Here is a 25,022-nt window from a genome sequence, read left to right on the forward strand (position 1 = left end):
TGTCAGTCGTGGAATGCTTCGACGGTCTGGCGATTGCCGCGCAGGAATGCGTCGGCGACGAGACGGAGTGGCGCGATGTCGGCATCACTGCGGCCGCCCCGGATGAGGTTCGCGAAACGGGCGTAGAGGCCCGGATACTCAAGGTCCTCGTTGTGCTCGGTGCCGCTCGGCAGCGTCAGCACCGCGCCGCCATGCGAGAGCTTGAGCGTGCCCGCGTCGGTCTCGACAATGATGTCCCACGACTGCGGGCCGGTCTGGCGCCAATCGAGGTCCATGTGGATTTCGGCCCCGGCGGTGTCGCGGAACTGGATGTCGGCGGCAATCGGCGCGGCCCGGTTGGCCGGGATCTCCAGTGTCGCGGCCTTGAGGAAGATCGGGCGCGGCAGGATGTGCGTCACGATCGAGAGCGCGTTGATGCCCGGATCGAAGACGCCGAGGCCGCCCGGCTCCCAGATCCACGCCTGGCCCGGATGCCAGACGCGAACGTCCTCGCGCCAGATGATCTTCGCGCTCTTGACCGTGCGTTCCGCCAGCCACGCACGGGCCGGGCCGACACCGGCGGCGAAGCGCGAGTGCCAGGAGGCGAACAGTGTCACCCCCACCTTGTCGGCGCGGCTTTCGAGCGCGGCGACTTCGGCCAGCGTCGCGCCCGGCGGCTTTTCCAGGAACACGTGCATGCCCTTAGCCAGCGCCAGCGTGGCCAGATCGTAGCGCACCTGCGGCGGCGTGCAGAGCGCCACGGCGTCGACCGCCGGGCCACTCTCGATCAGCTCCTCGAGGGTGTCGAAATGCGGAATGCCTTCCGGACCCTTGTGGTGCGGGCTGACCGTCGCGGCGAGGCTGAACGCCGCGTTGCCGTTGATCGCGGGGATGTGTTGGTCGCGCGCGATCTTGCCGACGCCGACGATGGCGATGCGGATCGGATCCATGCTCAGAGCGACTTCACGGTCGTCGTCGGTTCTTCCGAAGCGGCGGCGCGGGCCAACGGGTTCGACACGGGCAGCGTGAAGGGCGCAGCGGCGATTTCGAAGACGTCGCCTTCCTCGGTGGTCACGCCATCAGCGAACGACAGCGTCGCGGTGCCGAAGAAGTGGACATGCACGTCGCCGGGGCGGCGGAACAGGTCGTACTTGAAGTGGTGATGCTCCAGGTTGGCGAACGTGTGCGACATGTTGTCTTCGCCCGAGAGGAAGGGCTTTTCCCAGATCGTCTCGCCATTGCGGACGACCTTGCTGGTGCCCTCGATCTTCTGCGGCGGGGTGCCGAGCAGCAGTTCCGGGCCAAGCGCGGCCTGGCGCAGCTTCGAGTGGGCGAGCCAGAGGTAGTTGTGGCGCTCGGTCACGTGGTCCGAGAACTCGTTGGCGAGCGCGAGGCCGAGGCGGTACGCGGTGCCGTCCTCGCCGATCAGGTAGATACCGGCCAGCTCAGGCTCCTCGCCGCCATCCTTGGCGAAGGCGGGCATGACGAGCGCTTCGCCGGGGCCGACGAGCAGCTGGCCGTCACCCTTGTAGAACCACTCGGGCTGCTGGCCCTCGGTGCCCTCAGCGGGCTTGCCGCCCTCGAGGCCCTCGAGGAACATGCGCATGGAATCGGTCAGGTTGCTGCCCGAGGACGCCGCCTGGTGCATCTTGTCGCGGCCTTCGGCGGAACCGAGGTGCGTGAGGCCCGTGCCGGTCATCAGCAGGTGCGCCGAATCGTCGTGGTCGATCGGGGCGAGGAGGTTTCCGGCGGCGAATTCGGCGGCGATGTCGATCGCTTCGCCCTGCCCGCATGCCTTCGCGGCTTCGGTCAGCGTCACGCCTTCGGCGATGGCGCGCAGCGCGAGTTCGCGGGTCGAGGTGACGCCCGGAAGGATGTGGGCTGCATCGCCCTCGGCAAGGATGACGGAACGTGCGCCGTCGGCGCTGCGATGCTGGAGCAGGCGAAGGTAGGTCATGGGGTCTCTCCCGAGGGGATTCTTGGCCCTGCCGCTGCGCTCCTTCTTGTGAGGAGCGCAGCGGGGACTGGCTGGGATCAGTTGAGGGTAAGCGTACCGTCGATCAGGCGCGGGGCGCCGTCACCGAAGGCATCGTCGCGCAGTTCGGGCGGAAGCACGCCCTGCGCGAGGTTCTGGTAGCTGACCGGACGCAGGAAGCGGTCGATCGCCATGCTGCCGACCGACGTGGTGCGCGGGTCGGAGGTCGAGGGGAACGGGCCGCCGTGGACCATCGCGTGGCACACTTCGACGCCGGTCGGCCAACCGTTGGCAAGGATGCGGCCGACCTTGCGCTCCAGCACGGGCAGCAGGCGCGAGGCAGTGCCCTCGTCCGCATCGTCCATGTGCAGAGTGGCGGTCAGCTGGCCTTCCAAGCCCTCGAGCAGGGTCAGCAGCTCGGCTTCGTCCTTGGCGCGCACGACGATCGAGGCCGCGCCGAAGACTTCGTTGCCGGCTTCCTTGTCGGCCAGGAACTGCGCCGCCGTGGTCTGGAACAGCGCGGCGCCGCCGGTGGTGCGGCTGCCTTCCTCGCCCTTGGCGACCGTCTCGACGCCCGGCAGGCCGGAGAGCGTCTCGACGCCCTTGGCGTAGGCGGCAGCGATGCCGGCGGTCAGCATGGTCTGCGGCTTGGCTTCGGTGACCGCGCCCGAGGCAGCGGCGATGAAGGCGTCAAGCCCCTCGCCCTCGATCGCGAGGATCAGGCCGGGGTTGGTGCAGAACTGGCCGGCGCCCATGGTGAGCGAGCCGACGAACGCGGTGCCCAGCGCCGAGCCGCGCGCCTTCAGCGCCTCGGGGAGCAGCAGGACGGGGTTGATGCTCGACATTTCGGCATAGACCGGGATCGGCACTTCGCGGGCCTGGGCCAGCTTGGCGAGGGCGAGACCGCCGCCGCGCGAACCGGTGAAGCCGACGGCCATGATGTGCGGGTTCTGCACCAGCGCGGCGCCAAGCTCGTTTGACGGACCGGCAAGGTGCTGGAACACGCCTTCGGGCAGGCCCGAATCCTTGACCGCCTTGCTGATCGCGGCTGCGACGAGGCCGCCGGTGATCGGGTGCGCCGGGTGACCCTTGACCACGACCGGGCAACCGGCCGCGAGCGCCGAGGCAGTGTCACCGCCGGCGGTCGAGAAGGCGAGCGGGAAGTTTGAAGCGCCGAACACGGCGACCGGGCCGACCGGGATCATGCGCAGGCGCAGGTCCGGACGGGGAAGCGCACGCTCGGGCAGCGCCGGGTCGATGCGCAGCTGCTGCCACAGGCCCTTGCGGACATAGTCGGCGAACATGCGCAGCTGGCCCATGGTACGGCCACGCTCACCTTCGCTGCGCGCACGCGGCAGACCGCTCTCGGCAGTATAGGCGTCGAGCAGCGAATCGCCGATGGCGAGGATCTCGTCCGCGATTCGCTCGAGGAACGCGGCGCGCTCCTCGCGGCTGGTCGCGCGGTAGGTGTCGAACGCGGAAGCCGCGGCGGCGCAAGCCGCCTCGACGTCGGCGGCCGTGCTCACGGGAAGGGGCTCGCCATGCGGCTCGCCGGTGGAAGCGACGATGGAACGGAACTCGGTCATCTGGGGTCTCCCTATTTACTCCGACATATTCGGCCCGATCAGGAAACGCAATGTTTGTCGTTCCTTCTCGTGGAAAGGACTGTTAGTTTCGATATCGGAGGATCTCGTGACAGTGTCAGAAGCCGATTATACGAATACCGACGCAAACGCGAGGCAGGGCGAAGAATCGCGAGGACCGGGACGCAGGCTCCACGGTGCGATCGCGCATAAACTGGGCACGGCCATCTTGTCGGGCAAATATGCCCCCGGAGACATTCTTTCGGGCGAAGTCGCCTTCGCCGAGGAACTGCAGGTCTCGCGCAGCGCCTACCGCGAGGCGATCCAGGTGCTTTCCGCCAAGGGTCTCGTCGCGAGCCGGCCCAAGGCCGGCACCCGCGTCCTGCCCCGCGACCGCTGGAACCTGCTCGACCCTGAAGTGCTCGGTTGGGCCTTCACCGGAGAGCCCGATATCGAATTCGTGCGCAGCCTCTTCGAACTGCGCGCCATCGTCGAGCCGGCCGCCGCGCGCCTGGCCGCCCAACGTCGCGACAAGGTCGACCTCAAGGCCATGAAGGACGCGCTTACCGCCATGCGCCGCCATACCCTCACCACCGAGGCCGGGCGCGCGGCGGACCGCGATTTCCACAAGGCGATCCTGCAGGCGACGCGCAACGATGCCCTGCTCGTTCTCAGCGCCTCCATCGGCGCGGCGGTGAACTGGACTACCCAGTTCAAGCAGCGCGCCCGCGCCCTGCCGCGCAATCCTATCCCCGACCACGTGCGGGTCTATGACGCTATCGCGAACGGGGATGCGGCCGGCGCTGCCGAGGCGATGAACGTGCTGGTGGACCTGGCGCTCGAGGATACCCGCAGCTCGATGGAAGAGAAGTAACGGGGAAGACCTGGACCATCGCGCCAGGCCTTCCCTTTCCTGACCTCTGAAACGAAAAAAACCCGGCGATCTCTCGCCGGGTTTTTTTCGTTTGTCCAATCTCGGCCCTACTCGGCCGCGACAGGCACCGGGTCCGGCACCGCGTTGGTCACCCTGCTCCCCCACAGCGCATAGAACAGCACATAGAGTTCGCATGCCGCGGTCAGGAGGAACGAGGTCTGAAGGCCGTAGTTGTCGGCGATCCAGCCCTGCACGATCACCAGCGAGCCGCCGGCGATGGCCATGACCAGAAGGCCCGAGCCCTCCTCGGTCAACGGGCCGAGGCCCTTGATACCGAGGGTGAAGATGGTCGGGAACATGATCGAGTGGAACAGGCCGACGAGGATCAGCGACCACATCGCGACCGGGCCGGTGGTGAACACCGTGACCATCATCACCACGAAGGCGCCGACCGAGAACACCGCCAGTACCTTGCCGGCATCGAAGCGCTGCATGATCGCGGAGCCGGCGAAGCGACCCAGCATCATGCCGCCCCACAGGAAGGTCAGGTACTTGCCCGCCTGCTCGTGGGTGAGGTTGGCGATCTGCGGCTGGCTGACGAAGTTGACGAAGAGGTTGGCGACGCCGATTTCCGCGATCAGGTAGATGAAGATCGCGGGGATACCGAACACGAGGTTGCGGTGATTCCAGAGCGACAGGCCCTTGCGCTCCTCCTTGGCGGCGCGCGAACCGGCCGAGCCCATGGCAGGCAGCGGGAACTTGGCGATGATGACCGCGAGGATCACCAGCACCGCCGCAACGAGCGCGTAAGGCAGCAGCACGGACTGCGCGTCGGCGAGGCGTTCAGCGTCGGTGAGGACCGTGCCGACGGCCGAAGTGCCGCTCTTGGAACGGCCGAGGATCAGGTAGGCGCCGAACAGCGGGGCAAGCATGGTGCCCGCCGAATTCAGGGCCTGCACCAGGTTGAGGCGCGAGGATGCGGTCTCGGGGTTGCCCACGACGGCGACATACGGGTTCGCGGCCACCTGCAGCAGGGTGATGCCGCTGGCGATGACGAACAGCATGACCAGCGTCACGCCGTAGGACGGGATGCTGGCGGCTAGCATCATGCCAAGTGCGCCGGCAGCCATGATGAGCAGGCCGATGACGAGCGACTTCTGATAACCTACCCGCTCGATCAGCTTGGCCGAGGGAATCGAGGCTACGAAGTAGGCGATGAACCACACCGATTCGATCAGTGTCGTCTGCGTGTAACTAAGGTCGAACACGCTGCGCAGATGCGGCAGCAGCGTGTTGTTGATGACGGTTATGAACCCCCACATGAAGAACAGGCTGGCGAGCAGCGTGAGCGCAGGGCCGTAGCGGACGCCGGCCGTCTGCGCGTGGACCACGGGGGCGTCTCCGGACGAGACCACTGGGGGCATGACATTCCTCTCAAAAACTCAAAGCCGTCGACCTGTGGCAAACCGGCTTGCGCTCGTTCTATTTGTCGGACTATATGCGCGACACGATGCCGTCAATGGTCCGCGACGGCACGGTGCTAACAGAAATCGATACTTGGACAACAGGTAGGAGCTAGGGAATGAGGAACGTGGGCAGAGGCTTCAGGACTGTAGCGGCGGTATCCGCGCTCGCCTTCACTCTCTCGGCCGGACAGGCGCTGGCGGCTGACGCCACGCAGGCTTCCGCCGGTAAGCTTTCCAACGGCACCGACGTGCGAGCGGTGACGCTGACGGCCGCGAACGGCGTCTCGGCGACGATCCTCACCTACGGCGCAACGCTGTGGAAGCTGATGGCCCCGGACCGCGACGGCAAGGTCGCCGACGTCCTGCTCGCCTACGGTGACGTTGCCGGCTTCGAGAAGAAGCCCAACTACTGGGGCGCGACCATCGGCCGCTACGGCAACCGCATCGCCGGCGGCAAGTTCACGCTGGACGGCAAGACCTACCAGCTTCCGCAGAACGACCACGGCCAGTCGCTGCACGGCGGCGGCAAGGGCTTCGACGTCCAGAACTGGAAGGTCGAGTCGGTCAAGTCGGGCAAGGTGGCCACGGCAGTCTTCTCACTCGTCAGCCCCGACGGCGACTCGGGCTACCCCGGCACGATCAAGACCAAGGTCACCTATTCGCTCGACGAAAGCGGCAACCTGCAGATCGTCTTCGACGCCACGACCGACAAGCCGACCGTGCTCAACATGACCAACCACGCCATTTTCAACATGGCGGGCGAAGGGTCAGAGCGCGACGCGATGACGAACGTCCTGACCATCCCCGCAAGCCGCTACACCCCGGTGGACCACAAGCTGATCCCGACCGGCGAACTCCGCGCCGTCGCAGGCAGCCCTTTCGACTTCACCAAGGGCAAGGCCGTGTCCATCGGCCTGCGCGACGGCAAGGACCAGCAGATCGTCTTCGGCCGCGGCTTCGACCACAACTTCGCGCTGGACAAGGGCCAGACGAACACCCCCGAACTGTCCGCCCGTCTGGAGGATCCCGTGTCGGGTCGCGTCCTCGAAGTGCTGAGCACCGAGCCGGGCGTGCAGTTCTACTCCGGCAATTTCCTCGATGGCACGTTCATCGGCAAGGAAGGCCACCTCTACCGCATGGGCGACGGCATCGCGCTGGAACCGCAGAAGTTCCCCGATGCCCCGAACCATGCCGACTTCCCGTCCACTCGCGTAGATCCCGGCAAGCCCTACCGGCATGTCATGATCTACCGCGTGTCCACCTCTCCGCGCTGATCCGAACGAAACGAACGCCCCATGACCGAAAACACCGCACCCAAGCTCCGCTCGCGCGCCTGGTTCGACAATCCCGACAACATCGACATGACGTCGCTCTATCTCGAGCGATACCTGAACTTCGGCCTCAGCCTCGAGGAACTGCGTTCGGGCAAGCCGATCATCGGTATCGCCCAGACCGGCAGTGACCTCTCGCCCTGCAACCGCCACCACCTCGTGCTGGCAGAGCGCATCCGCGAAGGCATCCGCGAGCAGGGCGGCATCGCCCTGGAGTTCCCGGTCCACCCGATCCAGGAAACCGGCAAACGCCCGACCGCCGGGCTCGACCGCAACCTTGCCTACCTAGCGCTGGTCGAGGCGATCTACGGCTACCCGCTCGACGGCGTGGTGCTGACCACGGGGTGCGACAAGACCACCCCGGCGCTGCTGATGGCTGCCGCTACGGTCAACATCCCAGCGATCGCGCTTTCGGTCGGCCCTATGCTCAACGGCTGGCACAAGGGCGAGCGTACCGGCTCGGGCACGATCGTGTGGAAGGGCCGCCAGATGATGGCGGCGGGCGAACTCGACGCTGAGGGCTTCATCAAGCTCGTCGCCTCGTCGGCGCCCTCGACCGGCTACTGCAACACCATGGGCACGGCGACGACGATGAACTCGCTCGCCGAGGCTCTGGGCATGATGCTTCCCGCCTCCGCCGCGATCCCCGCGCCTTACCGCGACCGTCAGGAATGCGCATGGCGCACCGGCAAGCGCATCGTCGACATGGTGCATGAGGACCTCAAGCCCTCCGACATCCTGACGCTCGACGCGTTCCACAACGCGATCGTCGTCAACGCCGCGATCGGCGGTTCGACCAACGCGCCGATCCACCTTGCCGCGATCGCACGCCACATCGGCGTCGACCTGCCGCTCAAGGACTGGGAGCGCCTCGGCCACAAGATCCCGCTGCTGGTGAACCTGCAGCCTGCCGGTGAATACCTCGGCGAGGACTATTACCGTGCGGGCGGCGTGCCCGCCGTGGTCGCGCAGCTGATCGGCCAGGGCCTGATCAACGAAGGCGCGATGACAGTCAACGGCAAGACCATCGGCGACAACTGCCGCGACGCCACCATCGAGGACGACAAGGTCATCAAGACCTTTGACACTCCTCTGGTCGAAGAAGCCGGCTTCCTGGTCCTGTCGGGCAACCTGTTCGATGCGGCGATCATGAAGACCAGCGTAATCTCGCCCGAGTTCCGCGACCGCTACCTCTCGAACCCCGACGATCCGGAGGCCTTCGAAGGCCCGGCCGTGGTGTTCGACGGTCCCGAGGACTACCATCACCGCATCGACGATCCCTCGGTCGGCATCACGCCCGAGACGCTGATGTTCATGCGCGGCGCCGGCCCGATCGGCTACCCGGGCGCGGCGGAAGTCGTGAACATGCGTCCGCCTTCGTACCTCATCACCGAGGGCGTCCACGCCCTGCCCTGCATCGGCGACGGACGCCAGTCGGGTACTTCGGGCAGCCCCTCGATCCTCAACGCCTCGCCCGAAGCGGCGGCGATGGGCGGCCTCGCGCTGCTCAAGACCGGCGACCGCGTGCGCATGGACCTTAAGAAAGGCACCGTGGACGTGCTCATTTCCGACGAGGAGATGGCCCAGCGCCGCGCCGACCTCGAAGCCAAGGGCGGCTACCCCTACCCGGCCTCGCAGACTCCGTGGCAGGAAATCCAGCGCGCGCTCGTAGGCCAGATGGACACCGGCGCGATCCTGGAAGGTGCTGAGAAGTACCAGCGCATCGCCCAGACCATGGGCCTCCCGCGCGACAACCACTGATGTGAACACGGGTCGGCGTTCTGAACCGCGCCGGCCCGCTCCCCACCCGTTCTTCGTGATTCTGTCCGACCGGGGACCGGGTGGGGGCTCCAACCCATACCGAGGGAGAGAACGGATGCCGCTCTGGCGCAAGATCGAGCGCGACGTGCGCGATACCCTGGGCGAAGGCGCGCTATGGAGTGCCCGCGACGGGGCATTCTATTGGGTCGACATCCTCGCCCCGGCGCTCAACCGCCTCAGCCTTTCCAATAATTCCATCACGCGCTGGGACATGCCTGCCCCCCTCGGCTGGGTGGCCGAGCGCGTTTCGGGCGGGCTCATCGGCGGCTTTCGCGACGGCGTTGCGGCGATCACGCTCGACCCGCTGACGGTGGGCGAGCGCTCCGATCCAGAACCCCACCTCCCCGGCAACCGCATGAACGACGGCAAGGCCGACCGCCACGGGGCGATCTGGTGCGGCACCATGGACATGGCCGAGGAGGAAGTCACCGGCTCGCTCTACCGCCTCTCGCCCGGCGGCGACTGGCAGGTGATCGACACGGATTACACCGTGCCCAACGGCCCGGCGTTCTCGCCATGCGGGAACTGGATGTACCACGCGGATTCCGGCCGCCGTGTGATCTACCGCTTCGCGCTGACCGAGGGCGGGGTAGGCGAGCGACAGGAATTCGCCCGCTTCTCCGAAGAGGACGGCTATCCGGACGGGATGACCACCGACGCCGAGGGCTATCTCTGGTCCGCTCACTGGGACGGCGGGCGCATCACCCGCTTCGCCCCTGATGGCACGCGCGACCGCTCGATCGCGCTTCCGGCCAAGCGCATCACCAACATCGCGTTCGCCGGCGAGGGCCTGGACCGGATGTTCGTGACCTCGGCCTCGACCGGCCTGCCGGAGTCGGAGTTCGACGGGGCGCTCTACGAGGTCGATGCCGGCGTGACGGGCAACCCGGCCGGCACCTATCTAGGGTAAGTCGCCGGTATCCGGGGGCGGGCACAGGCCCGCCCCCGGACCGACCGCTCAGAACAGGACCAGCAGGCCCCGCGACGGGTCTACGAGACCTTCCCAGATCATCTTGCCCGCGACGTAGACGATCACCAGCAGGCCGACATAGGCGAGCCAGCGGTAGCGTTCGATCACCCGCGCCAGCACGTTGGCGGCAAGGCCCATCAGCGCGACGGACAGGATCAGGCCGATCGCGAGAATGCCGGGATGGTCACGCGCGGCGCCTGCGACGGCGAGCACGTTGTCGAGGCTCATGCTGACGTCCGCCACCGCAACCGCCCAGGCCGCTGCGGCAAAGGTACGCGGCGCGGATTTGGCGATGGTGGGGTCGACCTCACCGTCGCCTTCCGGACCGGCCCTCAGTTCGCGCCACATCTTCCACGCCACCCAGACCAGCAGCAGCCCTCCGGCGAAGACGAGGCCAACGACCTGCATGAGCTGGCTCACCACCAACGCGAAGGCGACGCGCAGGACCAGCGCGGCGATCACGCCGATCAGGATGACCTTGCGGCGCATGACCGGCGGCAGGCCCGCCGCCAGCGCACCCACGACGATGGCATTGTCCGCCGCCAGCATGATGTCGATCAGCACCACCTGCCCGAACGCGGCGAGCGCGGCGGGGGAGCCAATGTTGGAGAAATCGGCAACGATATGCTGCCACAGTTCGGTCATTCGGGGTCTTCCTTGTTGGTCCATGCGGCGCGCGCGGCGGCGAGGAGAAAGTCGGAGTAGCGCCACCCGGCAGCGGCGGCAGCAAGGGTCGAAAGGCTGTCCTCGTCCTCGCGGCCGGGCCTTCCGGCGCCGGTGAGGTTGGGCTTGGCGTTGACGTCGAACAGCAGGAACCGGCCATCCGCATCGGCGCGGCAGTCGATCCGCATGGTGGCGCGGATTTCGAGCAGCGCGGCGGCCTTCTCGCAGGCGGCCGTGACCGCCACGATGGCGGGATGGGCGCATTCCTCGCTCGTCAGCGCCGCGCTGTTACGGCTGACGGGTACGTCACCGTTGTAGGGCGCGACGTCTGCGACCTGGTCAAAGCGGCGTATCGGAGAGAGCGCGAAGGGAGCGGTTTCACCGGCTCGCGCGGCAGCTGGCAGGACGGTGATCGTGATCTCCTCGCCCGGCAGGAACTGCTCCAGCATGATCGCCGCGCCGAAGCGGCGGCTTGCCGCGAGGGCCGCGACCTGGAGGCTGAGCTGGTCGACGTCGCGGGCCACGCTCACTCCCTGACTGCCCCGTCCGCGCAAAGGCTTCACCACCAGCGGCAGGCTGTCCGCGAAGGGCGTGAGCAGCGCGGCTAGGTCGTCGGCATCGCCATCGATCAGCCATGAGCGCGCGACCGGCAGGCCCGCATCGCGAAGCCGGGCGTTAGTTTCCAGCTTGTCGTCGATGGCCTGCATTGCCTGCGGGTCCGGGCCGAGGATCCACGCGCAGCGGCTCGCGTCCTGAAGCGGGTGACCGGCAAAAACGACGGTATTTGCCCAGAGCAACGTCGCGCCGGCTGCGAGGGCATCGGCGATGCCTTCCGGCGTGTCCGGCCAGACCCAGTCGAACACGCGAACCGGATCGGGCTCCGCAACCGGCGTCACCACCGTACAGCCCGCCGAGACGAGCGCCGCGCCGATGTCGGCGCCGCTGTCCGAATAGCCGCCAGGCTTGGCCTCCTTGCGGGCGCCGTCGATCACCGGCGGTTCGAGCGCCTGGTAGAGGATGGCGATCTTCTGCTGGAGCGGGTCACGCGCTGTCATCGGCGGGTCCCATCATGCGGAAAGCGAACGGCGCGCCGGCTATCACCAGCATCACGCGCACGAGGTGGTGGACGATCACGAAGCCGGCTTCGAGGGACAGGCTGAGCGCGACCATGCTCATCTCCGCCACCCCGCCGGGCGAATAGGCCAGCGCGACGAGCGCCGGGTTGAGCCCCGTGCCCCACCCGATCGCGAATGACCAGCAGAACGTCACCACCAGCAGGATCGCCGTCGATCCCGCCGCCAGCATGAGCGTGCGCACCAGGGTGGAGAAGGACAGGCCGACGAAGCGGCAACCGATCGTCGCGCCCAGCCCCACCTGCGCGGCGGCGATGGCCCAGGCCGGGATATGGAAGTCGCTGAGGCCCGAGAGGTGGACGGCAGCGCTGACGAATAGAGGTCCCATCAGGTGCCACGCCGGCAGCCTCAGCGCCTTGCCCAGCGCTCCGCCGACGATCACGCAGCCGAGCGCCCACGGAAGCAGCGACCAGCTCGTCTGTCCCACTGCCTGTGCGGCGACCATGACCGGTGCGTGGGTTTCGGATTCGAAAGCGCGGATCAGGAAGGGCAGGATGAACACGACGAGGAAGATGCGGGCGCCGTGGATCAGGCCGATGGTCCGCTCGTCCGCGCCGCGTTCGGAGCCCATGACCACCATCTCGGCTATGCCGCCCGGCATTCCGGCGAAGTAGGCGGTCGGCGGGTCGAACTTGGCGACGCGGCGGAAGTAGAGGATGCAGGCGAAGGCCGAGGTCGCCAGGAACAGCGGCAGCAGTGCGATGGGCACGATCCACTGCATCGCCTGCGCGAACAGGCCGGGATGAAAGGCACTGCCCAGAACGACGCCGATCACCGCCGCCATCGGGCGGCGGGTGGCGCCCGAAGCCTCGATCGGCAGGCGCGCGATGCTCCCGCCCGCGCAGGCGATCATCGAGCCGAGCACCCACGGCAGCGGCGCGCCGATCGACCAGAACAGCGCGCCGCCAAAAGCGCCGAGCGCCACGGCGGCAAGGAAGCGCAGGACTATGCGCCGCGCTCCCCGGTCGGTCTTCGCGCCCTCTCCGGTCATCCGACGAACGGAAACGCCAGCACGAGCATGCCCACCACGGTCATCACCAGGCAGCACAGCGCCGCCGGAACCAGCGCGAAACGCTGGTGGTCGGCAAGGTCGACGCCCGCAATGCTGACCAACAGGTAGGTCGAGGGGACCAGAGGGCTGAGCAGGTGGACCGGCTGGCCCATCAGCGAGGCGCGGGCGATCGCGATCGGCTCTACGCCGTAGTGCGCACCAGCCTCGGCAAGGATCGGCAGCATCCCGAAGTAGAAGGCGTCGTTCGAGATGAAGAAGGTGAACGGCAGGCTCAGCAGCGCGGTGATCGGCGCCATGTAGGGGCCGAGGACCGGCGGGATGAAGTTCACGACCTCGTGGCTCATCGCGTCGACCATGCCGGTGCCCGAGAGGATGCCGGTGAAGATGCCCGCCGCGAAGATGAGCCCGACGACCGCCAGCACGTTGCCGGCATGGGCGGCGATGCGCTCCTTCTGCGCCGCGGTGTCGGGGTAGTTGGCGATCATGGCGATGGCGAAGGCCAGCATCATCAGAATCGGCAGCGGCAGCACGCCCCAGACCAGCAGGACCAGCAGCGCGACGACCAGTGCTGCGTTGAACCAGATCATCTTCGGACGGCGCGCTTCGGGATACTGCGACACGGCAAGGTCGCTTGCCTCCAAGGTCGAGGGCATCTCGATCGTACCGATGCGGCGGCGCTCCTTGCGGCCGAAGTGGATCGCAAGGCCGATCAGGAACACCAGGCCCGCGATCATGCCCGGGATCAGCGGCACGAACAGCGTGGCAGGATCGAGCTTGAGCGCGCTCGCCGCGCGCGCCGTGGGCCCGCCCCAGGGTGTCAGGTTCATCACGCCGCTGGTGACCATCAGCAGGCAGACGAGGTGCAGCCGGTTCATGTCGAAGCGCTTGTAGAGCGGCAGCATGGCGGCCATCGTGATGATGTAGGTCGTCGACCCGTCACCATCGAGGCTCACCAGCGCGCAGAGCACGACCGAGCCGATCAGGATGCGCATCGGGTCGCCATGCACCAGACGAATCAGCTTGCCGACCAGCGGGTCGAACAGGCCGGTGTCGGTCATGGTGCTGAAGAACAGGATGGCGAAGAGCAGCATGACGCCGGTCGGGGCGAGATTCTTCAACCCGTCGATCATCATTTCGCCGAGGCCGGAATGGAAGCCGGCGAGAAGCGCGAAAAGGGTCGGGACGACGATCAGCGCGACCAGCGGCGTCATCCGCTTGGTCATGATCAGCGTCATGAATGTGGCCACCATCAGGAAGCCGATCAGGGCAAGGCTCATGTTCGTCCTCGGTATGGTTAGGTAGGGTTCGGGTATCGCTAGGTGCGGTTCAGAACGTCACGCCGACGCGGGCTGAAAGCGTCTCGCCGTCGTCCTTGCCGGTGTAGGGGCCGGCGGCGTTGTCGGTGTTCCAGTGGATCGCATTGACCTGGAAACGGGTGAAACTGTTGAGATACCAGTTCACGCCCAGCGTCGCCGCCCAGCCATCGGCAGGGGTTACGATGTCGTCGAACTCAAGGTTTTCGTAGCGTGCGGTGACTTCGATCGCGCCGGGACCACCCTCGAATATCGAGCGCTTGACCTTGGGCTGGCCGAAGCTGCCGAGGCGCGGGTTGTAGGGCGGAAGGTCGCCTGTGATGAACCAGCCCCCGCTCATGCTCCAGGCCTTGGTCACGAAGTCGGGCCGCCCGTTGTCGAGCCGCGCATGGCGCTCGCCCGCTTCGGCCATGACCCAGATCGGGCCGGAATATCCTCCAAGTTCAACGCCATAGCCCGTTGTTCCGGTTCCACCGAGCAACGTGCCGGTCGAAACTCGCAGCGCCCCGTTGAAGCGGCCGCCGATCACGGTGTTGCGGGTCAGCGTGTTCTTGCCCGGGTTGAGCGCCTCGTCGAAGCCCCAGATACCAAGGTGGAGGACCTGCCGGTCGGACTTGATCGGGTTCCAGTGCGCGCGGCCCAGAACGGTGCGGTTGTCCGATGTCGACTGGTCGCCGTCGATGCGGTCGCCCGTCACCGTGAGCGAGGCGTGGCCGGTCTTCCAGAACAAGCGCGGCATGATGCCGAGACCGTAGAAGGCCCGCTGCGGGATGATCGCGGTGGCGACCACGGTACGCTCGAGGAACGGCGTCGAATCCGAGCCGGTCGAGCCCTCGAAGCTGCGGTCGTTGAACAGGTGGCCGATGCGCACGTCGTAGTCGAGGCCGGGCGAAATGCGGTTGCGCCAGCCCATGAAGGCGGTGACGACATCGACCTCGTTCTCCGAGAAGTCGCTTTCGAACTGGTAGAAGAAGTGGGTGCCAACAGTGCCCTCAAGGCCCATGCGCAGAGCGCGCATGCCGGTGGTGGTGAGGTTGCGGCCTTCGTAGTCCGACCCGAACGAGGTGCTGACGTCGGTGATGATGCGCCCGCGCGGCTTGAAGCTGAACATGCCGTCGGCGGAGTGGAACACCGGCAAGCCCTGGCCCCATTCCGTGCTGCCGCCCGCAGCAGCGACCGCTGCCGCGCGGATGCGCTCGACGTCGCGCTCTGCCGGACCGGGCGGGAGAAGCTGCGCCGCGTAGGGCTGCGTGACGATCGGCACCGGCGTGGTTTTGGCGGGCTCACCGGCGGCAAGTACCGGCGCGGGTGCCTGCTCGGGAGCCGCCGCTACGGTGCGCTCTGCCTCCAGCCTGTCGACCCGCTGGCGCAGCGAGGCGATCTCCGCGGCCTGCGCGCGTACGAGGTCGGCCAGTTCATCGCGCGTCGGCGCCTGCGCCAGCGCGGGAGTCGCCGCCGCCAGCGCGATTACCGCCGCGCCGGTCGAGAAAAGTCGGGTCATGGATTGGTTTTTCCGGAAAGCAGGATCGCGTTCCATTCGCGCAGGAAGCGCTCGCGGGTCAGGCGATCAAGGTTGACGAGAAGCTGCGGTCCGACGCGCACGACGCGTGCCTGCCCTGCAAGGAGACGACGCGCGGGAATGTCGCCGCGCACCGGCCAGAGGCTGTGCCGGGCAAGCTGGGCCTGTCCGGTACGGGAGAGAAGAAAATCGAGGAACAGGCGGGCAGCGGCCGGATGGCGCGCCTCGCGCGAGATGAAGGCGATGCGCGATGTCACCAGCGTGTAGTCCTGCGGAAACACCACGCCCAGGTCCGGGTTGCGCCGCGCCTGCTCGAGCGCATAGGAGCCGATGACATTGTAGGCGATGGCGAGCTTGCCGGATGCGACGCCGGCCAGCATCGGCCCAGTGTTGGTCGCAAGCACCGGCGTGGTCGCCGCGATCGCCTCCATCAGGCTGCGCGTGTCGCGGGTCGTCTGGAAGTCCTGCGAGAGATAGAGATACCCAGTGTTCGATCGCGCCGGGTCGAAAGTCGCGACCTTGCCGGTGAACTCGGCACGGCGGGCGCGCAGCAGCGTCTCGAGGTCCTGATGGCTGCGCGGGACCTGCGCGGCCGGCACCAGCTTGCGGTTGTAGACGATGCCGATCGGCTCGGCCGTCACGCCGAATCCCATGTTCTTCCACACCGCGGTATCGGGCAGCGATGGCTTCTCCGGGCTGGCGTACTGCTGCGCGTAACCGTCGTTGATGAGCTTGATCTGGAGGTCCATTGCCGAGGACCAGACGATGTCCGCCGAATACTGTTTCGCCCGCATCTCGCGCACGTAGCGGGCGTACATCTCGGTCGAGCCAATGTCGGCGTAGAACACCTGTATGCCGGGGTAAGCGCGCTTGAACGCCTCCACCACCGGAACGAGCTCGGCACGGTCGGCATTGGCGTAGATGCGTACCCGCCCCTCGGCGCGGGCATCGGCTATCGTCGTGTCGTAGGACCGGGGATAGCCCGCCGGGCGCTGCGGCGCGCTCGGTCGCTGCGCGCCCGCCGGCACCGCCAGGAGCGCCGCCAGAGCCAGGACAGGGGTGAAAATACGCATTGCCGGTTCCTCTCGCTTTCCGCCTCGAATGTCGGATAAGCAGTGGGCATGGCCTACGAGCGCAACCTGTCATTCACCTTTCACGGAAAATCTGCGTGAGAATCCTCATTGTGGAAGACGACGCCGCCCTCGCTCGGGGTGTTGTGTCGTTGCTGCGCACGGCCGGCCACGCGATCGACCATGTCGGCTGCGGCGAGGAAGCGCTGTCGGTCCTCTCCAGCGAGCCCTACTCGCTTGTCATCCTCGACGTCGGACTCCCAGATATCGACGGGTTCGAGGTACTGGCTCGCCTCCGCGCGCGCGGCGATCAGGCTCAGGTCCTGATGCTGACTGCTCGCGACGGCCTCGATGACCGTGTCCGCGGGCTCGACCTCGGCGCCGACGATTACTTGCGTAAACCCTTCGAGGTCGAAGAACTGGAAGCACGCGTCCGCGCCCTCGGCCGGCGGCGGGGCGGCGATGCGGCACCCGAAGTGCGGATCGGCGCGATGACCATCAACCGCTCGACGGGCCGGGTCGAAGTGGACGGGCGGCATGTGGAACTGCGCCGCCGCGAATGGTCGGTGCTCGAGGCATTGGCGGCGCGAGCCGGCCAGATCGTCTCACGCGAGACGCTGCAGGCCGAAGTCTTCGGTTTCGATGATCCCGTTGGCTCCAATGCGCTGGAAGTGAACGTGACGCGCCTGCGCAGCAAGCTGGCGCCTGATGGGCCGGCGATCCGCACCGTTCGCGGCGTCGGATACATGCTCGACCGGGCATGACCGGCGCTCTGGAGTCGAAACGAGCGGTATCGCTGCGCCATCGCTTGCTCGCCGCGATGATGGGCCCTCTGGTTATCCCGGCGCTGGCGCTGGGATTGATAGGCTGGGTTCTGATCTCGGACGTCGTGCGCCGCACCAACGACCGCGTACTCGGGGGGGCGCTTGGTGCCATCGCCGAAACGGTTCAAGTAGAGCGCGGTGAAGTCACGCTGGATCTCCCGCCCGCCGCCTTCGGCATGCTGGAGAACTCCGAGCGCGACAATGTCTATTACCGTATCGCGGTGGGCGACCGGATGCTCACCGGCTATCCCGACCTCCCGGCACCGGACGTCGCCGTGCTTTCCGCCGAGCGCCCGCGCTTCCGCTTTGCCGACTATCGCGGACAGCGCATCCGCATCGCCGAAATCCGGCGCGATCTGCCCCGCATCCAGGCACCAGTCGTCGTGCAGGTGGCTGAAACGCTCGAGAACCGGCGCTCGCTCGAACGCGGGTTGATGACTGCACTGCTCATCGGCGAGTTCGTGCTCATCGGCATCGTGCTGCTGTTGATCCGCCCGGCTCTGGGGTGGAGCCTGCGCCCGCTGGCCGAACTGCGCACCGTGATCGAAGCGCGGGACACCCGCGCCGCGCCCGACCTCTCGCCTCTCCAGACCGGTCCCCTGCCTGCCGAGTTGCAGCCGCTGTCGCGCTCCTTCGACCGGTTGCTCGAGCGGCTCGATCACGCGACGACCGGCATGCGCCGCTTCACCGCAGACGCCTCGCACCAGATGCGCACGCCGCTGTCTGTACTCAAGGTGCAGCTGGCGCTGGCTCGGCGCGGCTCCCATGAAGCTCTGCATGAGATCGAGGAAGCCACCGACCGGCTGGAGCGCCTGCTCACCCAGCTGCTCGCCCTCGCCCGCGCCGACGAGGCCGGCAAGCAGCCGCCGTTCGTGCGCATCGATCTCAGGGAAGTGAGCCGCGCCGTCATCTCGCGGCGCATCCATCAGGCGATCGAAGCCGATGTCGAACTGCGCCTGGACTGCGACGGCGAAGGTCCGGTCCTGATCGAGGGACACCGCACGCTGGTGTTCGAGATGCTCTCCAACCTCGTCGACAATGCCATCCGCTACAATCGGCGCGGCGGCATGGCGACCATCGCTCTGCAAGCGCAGGACGACCGCGTGCGGCTCACCGTCGCGGACACCGGCCCCGGCATTCCGGCCGCCTCCCGCGACCAGGCCCTGGATCGCTTTGCCCGCCTTCAAGGCGAACAAGGGCCCGCCGGCAGTGGCCTTGGCCTCGCGATAGTCAAGGCGGTTGTCGAACGGCTCGGTGCAGGATTGGAACTTGGCGATGCCGAGCCAGGATTGCGCGTGACCGTGACCTTTCCGGCCGCTTGACGGACCTCGACTAACGAAAAAATGCCTATGCGGAAGACGCTTAGGCGCTCGTTAACCAACGGCGGCTACCACGGCCCTGCAATCTGGGGGCTTTTTTCCAATGTTCGACGTTCTGCTGTGCATCCACGACCAGCACGACGAGTGGCTCGTTCTCCTCGCGGCGCTCATCTGCGTCATCTCGACAATGAGTTCGGTCCAGCTGCTTCGTCATGCACGGTACCTCGCCGGTTACGCTGCGGCGCGGTGGATATGCGGGGCGGGCGTCGCGATCGGCTTTGGGATATGGGCCACGCACTTCGTGGCGATGCTGGGATATGACCCCGGCGTGATCGCCGGTTTTCAGATCCCCGCGACCATCATATCGCTGATGACGGCGATCGCGATGACGACGATGTCGTTCTCCACCGCGCTGGCCAAGCCCGACCGCAAGGGATTGGCGCTTGCCAGCGTGCTGGGTGGCGGCGGCATCGTCGCGATGCACTACATCGGCATGTCGGCGCTGGAAATCCCGGCGGACATTCACTGGAACCAGGGCTATGTGACGCTCTCCCTCCTCTTCGCGGTGCTGCCGACGGGCCCCGCATTGGCGCTGGCGGTGCGGGGGCGTTCGGTGCGCAGCGGCGTCGCCGCGGGCCTGCTGATGACGCTCTCGATCGTGCTCCTGCATTTCACCGCGATGACTGCGGTCCGACTGGTACCAGCGCCGCTGGACCTGCGCACGGGCATCCTGATGTCGCCGGGCAGCATGGCGGCTGCAATCGCCGCGGGAGCGCTGGGACTTCTCGCGATCTGCATCGCGGTCCTGGCCATGGCCCGCAAGGCGCGTCTCGTGCTCCATGCCACCGAGCGCGACATGACGATCCTGGTCAAGGGCATCACCGACTGCGCGATCTACATGCTGGACCGGGATGGCAATGTCGCCAACTGGAACGCGGGCGCGGAACGACTGAAGGGCTATACGGCAACCGAGGCGATCGGCCTTCCGCTTGCCGGGTTCTACACGTCACATGACCGTACCGAGGGCCTACCCGAACGTGCTCTGGCGCTCGCCGCGCAGACCGGCAAGTTCAGCGGCGAGGGCTTCCGCGTGCGCCGTGACGGGAGCCGGTTCTGGGCTCACGTCTCGATCGAGAAGATCGCCGACGAGAACGGGGACCACATCGGTTTTGCCAAGATCACCCGCGACATGTCGCGGTTCAAGGAGGACGAGGACCGCCTCAAGGCGATGGCCGGCCACCTCGACGCGGCACTGGGCAACATGCACCAGGGCCTCTGCCTGTTCGGGCCGGACGAGCGGCTGCTGGTGGTCAACGGGCGCTTCAAGGAGATCTGGGGCCTCGACCGCGAGGCGTCACTCATCGACATGACGCTTGAGGATGTCGCGCGGCTGGTGCTGGAAACCCGGGCACATGCGCAAGTTTCGCAGGCGCGGATCGACGAGTTGCACTTGCTGCTCGCCAAACCTCCCGCCGACCCGACCTCGTCGCCCGTGGTGCTGGATCTTGGCGACGACCTTGTGGTCTCGATGACCGGCCGCGCGATGGCCGACGGCGGCTGGGTCACCACTTTCGAGGACATAACCGAGCGGCGCCGCTCCGACGCCAGGATCGCGCACATGGCGATGCACGACGCCCTCACCGGCCTTCCCAACCGCTCGAGCTTCGCGCACTGGATCGATGCGGAACTAGAGCAGGCCCGGCATTTCGGGCACCAGCTTGCCGCGGTCATGATCGACCTCGACCGCTTCAAGGAAATCAACGACACGCGCGGGCACGGCGCCGGCGACGCTGCACTTCAGCATCTCTCGAAGCGTCTGCTCGACGTCATGGCTGAAGGTGAGGTTGTCGCTCGCCTGGGCGGGGACGAATTCGCGGCCGCCAAGCGCTTCAAGGACAAGGCGGAGCTGGCAAACTTCCTCGACCGCCTGGATGCCTGTTTCGCGAGGCCGTTCGGCCCGGAGGACAACTGCTTCCTCCTCGACGCCAGTATCGGTCTTGCAGTGTTCCCGAACGACGCGCAGCAGCGCGAGCAGCTGCTCAACAACGCCGACCTCGCGATGTACCGTGCCAAGGCCAATGTCGGCGAGCGCATCGCCTACTACGAGCCCGAGATGGACGAGACCGCGCGCGCCCGCCGCCAGCTCTCCAACGACCTGCGTCAGGCGATCGACCGCAACGAACTGACCGTCCTGTACCAACCGCAACACGGCCTCGCGACCGGCGAACTCAATGGGTACGAGGCGCTGTTGCGCTGGCAACATCCGACGCGCGGCCCGGTCGCGCCCGACGAATTCATTCCGATCGCGGAGGAAACCGGCGAGATATTCCGGATCGGCGAATGGGTCCTGCGCGAAGCCTGCAAGGAGGCGCGCACGTGGCCCGACGGCCTGAAGGTCGCCGTCAACCTTTCCGCCATCCAGCTGGGGCAGACGGAAATCGTCGAGATCGTGCGAGGCATCCTGGTGGAGACCGGGTTGTCGCCGATGCGCCTGGAACTGGAGATCACCGAAACCGCGATCATCGGCGACAAGCTGCGTGCCCTGCACCTGCTGCGCCAGATCAAGAGTCTCGGCGTCAGCATCGCCATCGACGATTTCGGGACCGGCTATTCCTCTCTCGACACGCTTCACTCGTTCCCGTTCGACAAGATCAAGATCGACAAGTCGTTCCTGCTCCGATCGCAGTCGAGCGCGCAGGCCCGCGCGATCATCAAGGCGGTTCTGGCCCTTGGCCAGAGCCTCAACGTGCCGGTGCTGGCCGAGGGCGTGGAGACGGTCGACCAGCTCGACCTGCTTAAGGAGCAGGGCTGCGATGAAGCTCAAGGCTACTATTTCGGTCGGCCCGGCCTTTCGCCGAGCCTGGCTGCGGCGGAGGCGGTCAGGCAGATCGCCTGACCGCCTCCGGCCCCTTCAGCTTGCCATGAGGTCGCGCACCCGGGCGGCAAGGGTCTCGACGACGAAGGGCTTGGTTAGAACCTGCATGCCGGGCTGTAGGTGCCCGTTGCCGATCACCGAATTCTCCGCGTAACCGGTGATGAACAGCACCTTGAGGTCCGGCCGAGACTCGCGCCCGGCATCCGCCATCTGCCGGCCGTTCATCCCTCCGGGCAGGCCGACGTCGCTGACCAAGAGGTCGATCCGAATGTCCGACTGCAGGACTTTGAGGCCCGAAGCACTGTCCGCCGCTTCGACCACGGTGTAGCCGAGATCCTCGAGGATGTCGGTCACGAGCATCCGGACGCTCGGCTCGTCGTCCACCACCAGGATGGTTTCGCCGGCTTCCGCCGCAGGTAGCGCAACCTCGACGTCCCGCACGCTTTCCTCGCCGGAATCGCCATAATGGCGCGGCAGGTAGATGCACACGGTCGTGCCGTCGCCGACTTCGGAATAGATGCGAACCTGCCCGCCCGACTGCTTGGCGAAGCCATAGATCATCGACAGACCGAGGCCAGTGCCCTGCCCGATCGGCTTGGTGGTGAAGAAGGGGTCGAAAGCCTTGGCGATGACGTCCGGGGTCATGCCGCTGCCGGTGTCCGTCACGCATAGCGAGAGGTACTGGCCTTCGGGAATGTCGTGGGTCCGCGCGCCATTGCGGTCGAGCCACTTGTTCGCCGTCTCGATAGTGATCCGCCCGCCGTCGGGCATAGCATCGCGCGCGTTGATGCACAGGTTCAGAAGCGAGTTTTCGAGCTGGCTGGGGTCGACCAGCGTCGGCCACAACCCAGCTGCGCCCACCGTCTCGACTTTGATCGCCGGACCCACGGTTCGCTGGATGAGGTCGGCCATGCCGTTGACGAGGGCGTTGACGTTGGTGGGCCGGGGATCGAGCGTCTGACGGCGCGAGAACGCAAGCAGTCGGTGCGTCAGCGAGGCCGCGCGGCGAGCGGCACCCTGTGCAGCCACGAGATATTTGTCCACGTCGGCGAGGCGGCCCTGGCTCAGGCGCGTACCTACCATCTCCAGCGCGCCGGAGATGCCCGCAAGGAGATTGTTGAAATCGTGGGCAAGCCCGCCGGTCAGCTGGCCGACCGCCTCCATCTTCTGGGCCTGCCGAAGTTGTTCCTCCGCCTCCATCAATTCGACGGTGCGTTCGACGACACGCTGCTCTAGCGTCTCGTTCAGCGCGCGTAGGGCCGCCGCGGCGCGGTCGCGTTCCTCTTCGATCGTGCGCCGCTGCTCGATGTCGAGGAGCACGCCGGGGAAGCTCAGGGGCGATCCGTCCGCTCCCCGGTCCACCCGGCCGTTGGCCTCGATCCAATAATAGCGTCCGTCTGCGCGCTGCACCCGGTACGGATGCGCGTAGGAGCCACCCTGCTTGATCGCCTCGGACATCGCCTCGGCAAGTCCTGCACTGTCGTCGGGATGCACGGAGGCAACCACCTGGGCCAAGCTGAGCCCTTCCCGGCCCAGCGCCGCGTCGAGCCCGAACGCGTTCGCAAACCCCTCGTCCACGGTGAAGCGATCATTGGGAATGTCCCAGACCCATGTCCCGATGATGGCACCAGCCGAAAGCGCCAGCTTCACACGGTCGATGTTTTCCCGAGCCAGGGCCTCACTGGTGCGCAGCGCGTCCTCGGCCCGCTTGCGGGCCTCGATGTCGCGGAAGAGCACGGAGACTTGCCGGCGGCTCGCGGGTTCGACGCGGGCGGCCGACACCTCGATATGTCGGCCCGCGGCGAGGAAATAGCGCTCGAACCGGATCGGTTCGCCGGTGCGCAGGACATTGCCGTAAAGCTCCGCCCAGCCGTCCGCGTCATCGGGCTCGAGTTCGCGGAGGGTGACGCCAACCACACCAGGAATGCCGGACTGGCGCTCGTATCCGGCGTTTGCCTCGACGTGGACATAGTCGCTGAGGGGACCGTGGGGCCCGTCGAAGAACTCGATGATGCAGAATCCGTCATCGACCGCCTCGAACAGAGCGCGATAACGCTCCTCGCTACGCGCAAGTGCGTCCACCGCCTGACGTTGGCCGGTCACATCGCGCGCGACGCCGACGAAGCGGACGGGGGTGCCGGCCTCGTCGAATTCGACTTCCCCGGTGCGGGCAAGCCAGCGGACATCCCCCGTCTCGTCGTTCCGCACCCGGTACTGAAGCTCCCGCGGGGTCTCACCGCGATTGCGGGCGGCCGCGGACGTGATGAGGTGCCGATCCTCGCCAAGCACCTGCGATTCGAAGGCCGAAACCGGATAGTGGGGCTGGACCGGCAAGCCATGGAGGCGGCAGAATTCGGCGGTCGGCGTGATAATGCTGGTCGCCAGTTCCAACGTGAAGAGCCCGACCCCGCCCGCTCCCTGTGCTTCGCGCAGGCGTGCCTGCTGCTGGTCAGCGACGACGGCGGCGCGGCGCAGCTCCAGCGTGGTCATCGCCTGCCGTGCGAGGACCTTGAGCGCCTGCTGCTGCAACGGATCGAGTTCGCGGGCCTCGTAGTCCAGGACGCAGAGCGTCCCGATCGGAGTACCCTCTTCCGTCTTGAGCAGCGCGCCCGCGTAGAAACGCAGACCCGGCTCGCCGGTGACGAGGGGGTTGGTGCTGAAATCGCTGTGCTGCCTCGCGTCAGGCACGACCAGGAAGTCTTCCTCCTGCAGCGCCCGGATGCAGAACGAAGTCTCGAGCGGGGTTTCGCGCACGCCGAGGCCCACCTCGGCCTTGAAGAACTGCCGGTCGCTGGCGACGAAATTGACGACCGCAATCGGCGCGCGGCAGATCGCCGAAGCCAGTTGGGCGATCTCGTCGAATGCTTCTTCAGGGGGGGTATCCAGGACATCGTAACGAGCCAGCGCGGCGTCGCGCCGGGCGGCAGCATTGGGGGCGTCGTTCATTCGGATCGGCTCTGTCGTTCCTGCGTCGCGGAAGGGCACATCGGCCGCATAGGGGAATGTCAGCTACTGCGCTTCAGATGGAAAGTATATCACGGCGTTTCCGTTCCATCCGGACTTTCTCTTATGAATTTTGAGGAGGCTGCGGCGACCGCTCACGGTACCCTCCCTTACACGCCCAGGCCCCAGATTTCCCTCGGGCGATATCGTGTCGCAGAGTATTAGCAATCATTCGTAACAATGAAGTTTGCATAAAACTGTTCGTTTACAGCTACTTGCTTGAAGCAAAGATTCCCTCGGCTCACCGGCGCCAGCAAAATCGGACGGCCTTGCGAGCCACGCTGATTCATAT

18 protein-coding genes are annotated in these 25,022 nt (G+C 66.7%); 7 read left to right on the forward strand and 11 right to left on the reverse strand.

The genetic code is table 11. From position 1 onward, the window contains the following. Positions 1-2 precede the first annotated feature (2 nt). From PMI02_RS01890 to PMI02_RS01900, 3 genes are all read right to left on the reverse strand, one after another. Entirely contained in the window at positions 3-929 is a 927-nt protein-coding gene (locus PMI02_RS01890) for a Gfo/Idh/MocA family protein (RefSeq protein WP_007677884.1), read from the reverse strand. A gap of 2 nt (positions 930-931) precedes the next feature. Further along, the gene (araD1, locus tag PMI02_RS01895) at positions 932-1,936 is read right to left on the reverse strand and encodes an AraD1 family protein (RefSeq protein WP_007677887.1); all 1,005 of its coding nucleotides are present in this window, start codon (positions 1,934-1,936) and stop codon (positions 932-934) included. Between the two features lie 77 nt (positions 1,937-2,013). Next, a complete protein-coding gene (locus tag PMI02_RS01900) occupies positions 2,014-3,540 on the reverse strand; it encodes an aldehyde dehydrogenase (NADP(+)) (RefSeq protein WP_007677889.1) in 1,527 nt (508 codons plus the stop codon). Between the two features lie 112 nt (positions 3,541-3,652). On the opposite strand from PMI02_RS01900, the gene PMI02_RS01905 reads away from it, so the two are divergent. Next, on the forward strand, positions 3,653-4,411 hold the full coding sequence (locus PMI02_RS01905) for a FadR/GntR family transcriptional regulator (RefSeq protein ID WP_052025407.1): 759 nt from the start codon (positions 3,653-3,655) through the stop codon (positions 4,409-4,411). Positions 4,412-4,518: 107 nt separating this feature from the next. Here the strand turns inward: PMI02_RS01905 and PMI02_RS01910 are convergent, their stop codons facing one another. Then, complete coding sequence (locus PMI02_RS01910) at positions 4,519-5,835, reverse strand: sugar MFS transporter (protein ID WP_007677901.1); 1,317 nt, start codon at positions 5,833-5,835, stop codon at positions 4,519-4,521. Positions 5,836-5,993: 158 nt separating this feature from the next. On the opposite strand from PMI02_RS01910, the gene PMI02_RS01915 reads away from it, so the two are divergent. From PMI02_RS01915 to PMI02_RS01925, 3 genes are all read left to right on the forward strand, one after another. After that, entirely contained in the window at positions 5,994-7,151 is a 1,158-nt protein-coding gene (locus PMI02_RS01915) for an aldose epimerase family protein (protein ID WP_007677903.1), read from the forward strand. 21 nt (positions 7,152-7,172) lie between these two features. Beyond that, entirely contained in the window at positions 7,173-8,969 is a 1,797-nt protein-coding gene (locus PMI02_RS01920) for an IlvD/Edd family dehydratase (RefSeq protein ID WP_007677905.1), read from the forward strand. 115 nt (positions 8,970-9,084) lie between these two features. Beyond that, a complete protein-coding gene (locus PMI02_RS01925) occupies positions 9,085-9,939 on the forward strand; it encodes an SMP-30/gluconolactonase/LRE family protein (RefSeq protein ID WP_007677907.1) in 855 nt (284 codons plus the stop codon). 48 nt (positions 9,940-9,987) lie between these two features. Here PMI02_RS01925 and PMI02_RS01930 read toward each other — a convergent pair whose 3' ends face one another. The 6 genes from PMI02_RS01930 to PMI02_RS01955 are packed head-to-tail and all read right to left on the reverse strand — an operon-like array spanning position 9,988 to position 16,712. Further along, positions 9,988-10,644, reverse strand: a complete 657-nt coding sequence (locus tag PMI02_RS01930; protein WP_007677911.1) for a YjbE family putative metal transport protein — start codon at positions 10,642-10,644, stop codon at positions 9,988-9,990. After that, on the reverse strand, positions 10,641-11,717 hold the full coding sequence (locus PMI02_RS01935) for an ATP-grasp enzyme, D-alanine-D-alanine ligase (RefSeq protein WP_007677915.1): 1,077 nt from the start codon (positions 11,715-11,717) through the stop codon (positions 10,641-10,643). Before PMI02_RS01935 ends, PMI02_RS01930 begins: the two co-directional genes overlap by 4 nt. Next, on the reverse strand, positions 11,704-12,786 hold the full coding sequence (locus PMI02_RS01940; RefSeq protein ID WP_007677918.1) for an AbrB family transcriptional regulator: 1,083 nt from the start codon (positions 12,784-12,786) through the stop codon (positions 11,704-11,706). Before PMI02_RS01940 ends, PMI02_RS01935 begins: the two co-directional genes overlap by 14 nt. Continuing rightward, positions 12,783-14,084, reverse strand: coding sequence for a CitMHS family transporter (locus PMI02_RS01945; RefSeq protein ID WP_007677920.1), 1,302 nt, complete (start codon positions 14,082-14,084; stop codon positions 12,783-12,785). Before PMI02_RS01945 ends, PMI02_RS01940 begins: the two co-directional genes overlap by 4 nt. A 49-nt stretch (positions 14,085-14,133) precedes the next feature. Continuing rightward, positions 14,134-15,621, reverse strand: coding sequence for an OprO/OprP family phosphate-selective porin (locus tag PMI02_RS01950; RefSeq protein WP_007677921.1), 1,488 nt, complete (start codon positions 15,619-15,621; stop codon positions 14,134-14,136). After that, complete coding sequence (locus PMI02_RS01955) at positions 15,618-16,712, reverse strand: ABC transporter substrate-binding protein (protein ID WP_007677924.1); 1,095 nt, start codon at positions 16,710-16,712, stop codon at positions 15,618-15,620. The genes PMI02_RS01950 and PMI02_RS01955 overlap by 4 nt, the downstream gene beginning before the upstream one ends. 95 nt (positions 16,713-16,807) lie before the next feature. Between PMI02_RS01955 and PMI02_RS01960 the strand changes: the two genes are divergently transcribed. The 3 genes from PMI02_RS01960 to PMI02_RS01970 all read left to right on the forward strand — a co-directional run bounded on the left by PMI02_RS01960 (position 16,808) and on the right by PMI02_RS01970 (position 21,748). Continuing rightward, positions 16,808-17,473 (forward strand): response regulator, encoded by a 666-nt coding sequence (locus tag PMI02_RS01960; protein WP_007677930.1) that lies wholly within the window; start codon positions 16,808-16,810, stop codon positions 17,471-17,473. Then, complete coding sequence (locus PMI02_RS01965; protein ID WP_007677942.1) at positions 17,470-18,855, forward strand: sensor histidine kinase; 1,386 nt, start codon at positions 17,470-17,472, stop codon at positions 18,853-18,855. The genes PMI02_RS01960 and PMI02_RS01965 overlap by 4 nt, the downstream gene beginning before the upstream one ends. A 100-nt stretch (positions 18,856-18,955) precedes the next feature. Next, positions 18,956-21,748 carry an EAL domain-containing protein gene (locus PMI02_RS01970; protein ID WP_007677943.1) on the forward strand — a complete coding sequence of 931 codons (2,793 nt, stop codon included), beginning with the start codon at positions 18,956-18,958 and terminating at the stop codon, positions 21,746-21,748. 15 nt (positions 21,749-21,763) lie between these two features. On the opposite strand, the gene PMI02_RS27810 is transcribed toward PMI02_RS01970, so the two are convergent. Beyond that, positions 21,764-24,673, reverse strand: coding sequence for a PAS domain-containing protein (locus tag PMI02_RS27810; RefSeq protein WP_007677957.1), 2,910 nt, complete (start codon positions 24,671-24,673; stop codon positions 21,764-21,766). Positions 24,674-25,022 lie beyond the last annotated feature (349 nt).

Origin of the sequence: Novosphingobium sp. AP12, from assembly GCF_000281975.1 — a bacterium.
Taxonomy (GTDB): Bacteria; Pseudomonadota; Alphaproteobacteria; order Sphingomonadales; family Sphingomonadaceae; genus Novosphingobium.

Bases quoted from the DNA above. Each gene is read 5' to 3' on its own strand.
- PMI02_RS27810 (WP_007677957.1), bottom strand. From the start codon at position 24,673: ATGAACGACGCCCCCAATGCTGCCGCCCGGCGCGACGCCGCGCTGGCT.
- PMI02_RS01900 (WP_007677889.1), bottom strand. From the start codon at position 3,540: ATGACCGAGTTCCGTTCCATCGTCGCTTCCACCGGCGAGCCGCATGGC.
- PMI02_RS01950 (WP_007677921.1), bottom strand. From the start codon at position 15,621: ATGACCCGACTTTTCTCGACCGGCGCGGCGGTAATCGCGCTGGCGGCG.
- PMI02_RS01965 (WP_007677942.1), top strand. From the start codon at position 17,470: ATGACCGGCGCTCTGGAGTCGAAACGAGCGGTATCGCTGCGCCATCGC.
- PMI02_RS01955 (WP_007677924.1), bottom strand. From the start codon at position 16,712: ATGCGTATTTTCACCCCTGTCCTGGCTCTGGCGGCGCTCCTGGCGGTG.
- PMI02_RS01920 (WP_007677905.1), top strand. From the start codon at position 7,173: ATGACCGAAAACACCGCACCCAAGCTCCGCTCGCGCGCCTGGTTCGAC.
- PMI02_RS01940 (WP_007677918.1), bottom strand. From the start codon at position 12,786: ATGACCGGAGAGGGCGCGAAGACCGACCGGGGAGCGCGGCGCATAGTC.
- PMI02_RS01890 (WP_007677884.1), bottom strand. From the start codon at position 929: ATGGATCCGATCCGCATCGCCATCGTCGGCGTCGGCAAGATCGCGCGC.
- araD1 (WP_007677887.1), bottom strand. From the start codon at position 1,936: ATGACCTACCTTCGCCTGCTCCAGCATCGCAGCGCCGACGGCGCACGT.
- PMI02_RS01935 (WP_007677915.1), bottom strand. From the start codon at position 11,717: ATGACAGCGCGTGACCCGCTCCAGCAGAAGATCGCCATCCTCTACCAG.
- PMI02_RS01945 (WP_007677920.1), bottom strand. From the start codon at position 14,084: ATGAGCCTTGCCCTGATCGGCTTCCTGATGGTGGCCACATTCATGACG.
- PMI02_RS01930 (WP_007677911.1), bottom strand. From the start codon at position 10,644: ATGACCGAACTGTGGCAGCATATCGTTGCCGATTTCTCCAACATTGGC.
- PMI02_RS01910 (WP_007677901.1), bottom strand. From the start codon at position 5,835: ATGCCCCCAGTGGTCTCGTCCGGAGACGCCCCCGTGGTCCACGCGCAG.
- PMI02_RS01915 (WP_007677903.1), top strand. From the start codon at position 5,994: ATGAGGAACGTGGGCAGAGGCTTCAGGACTGTAGCGGCGGTATCCGCG.
- PMI02_RS01925 (WP_007677907.1), top strand. From the start codon at position 9,085: ATGCCGCTCTGGCGCAAGATCGAGCGCGACGTGCGCGATACCCTGGGC.
- PMI02_RS01970 (WP_007677943.1), top strand. From the start codon at position 18,956: ATGTTCGACGTTCTGCTGTGCATCCACGACCAGCACGACGAGTGGCTC.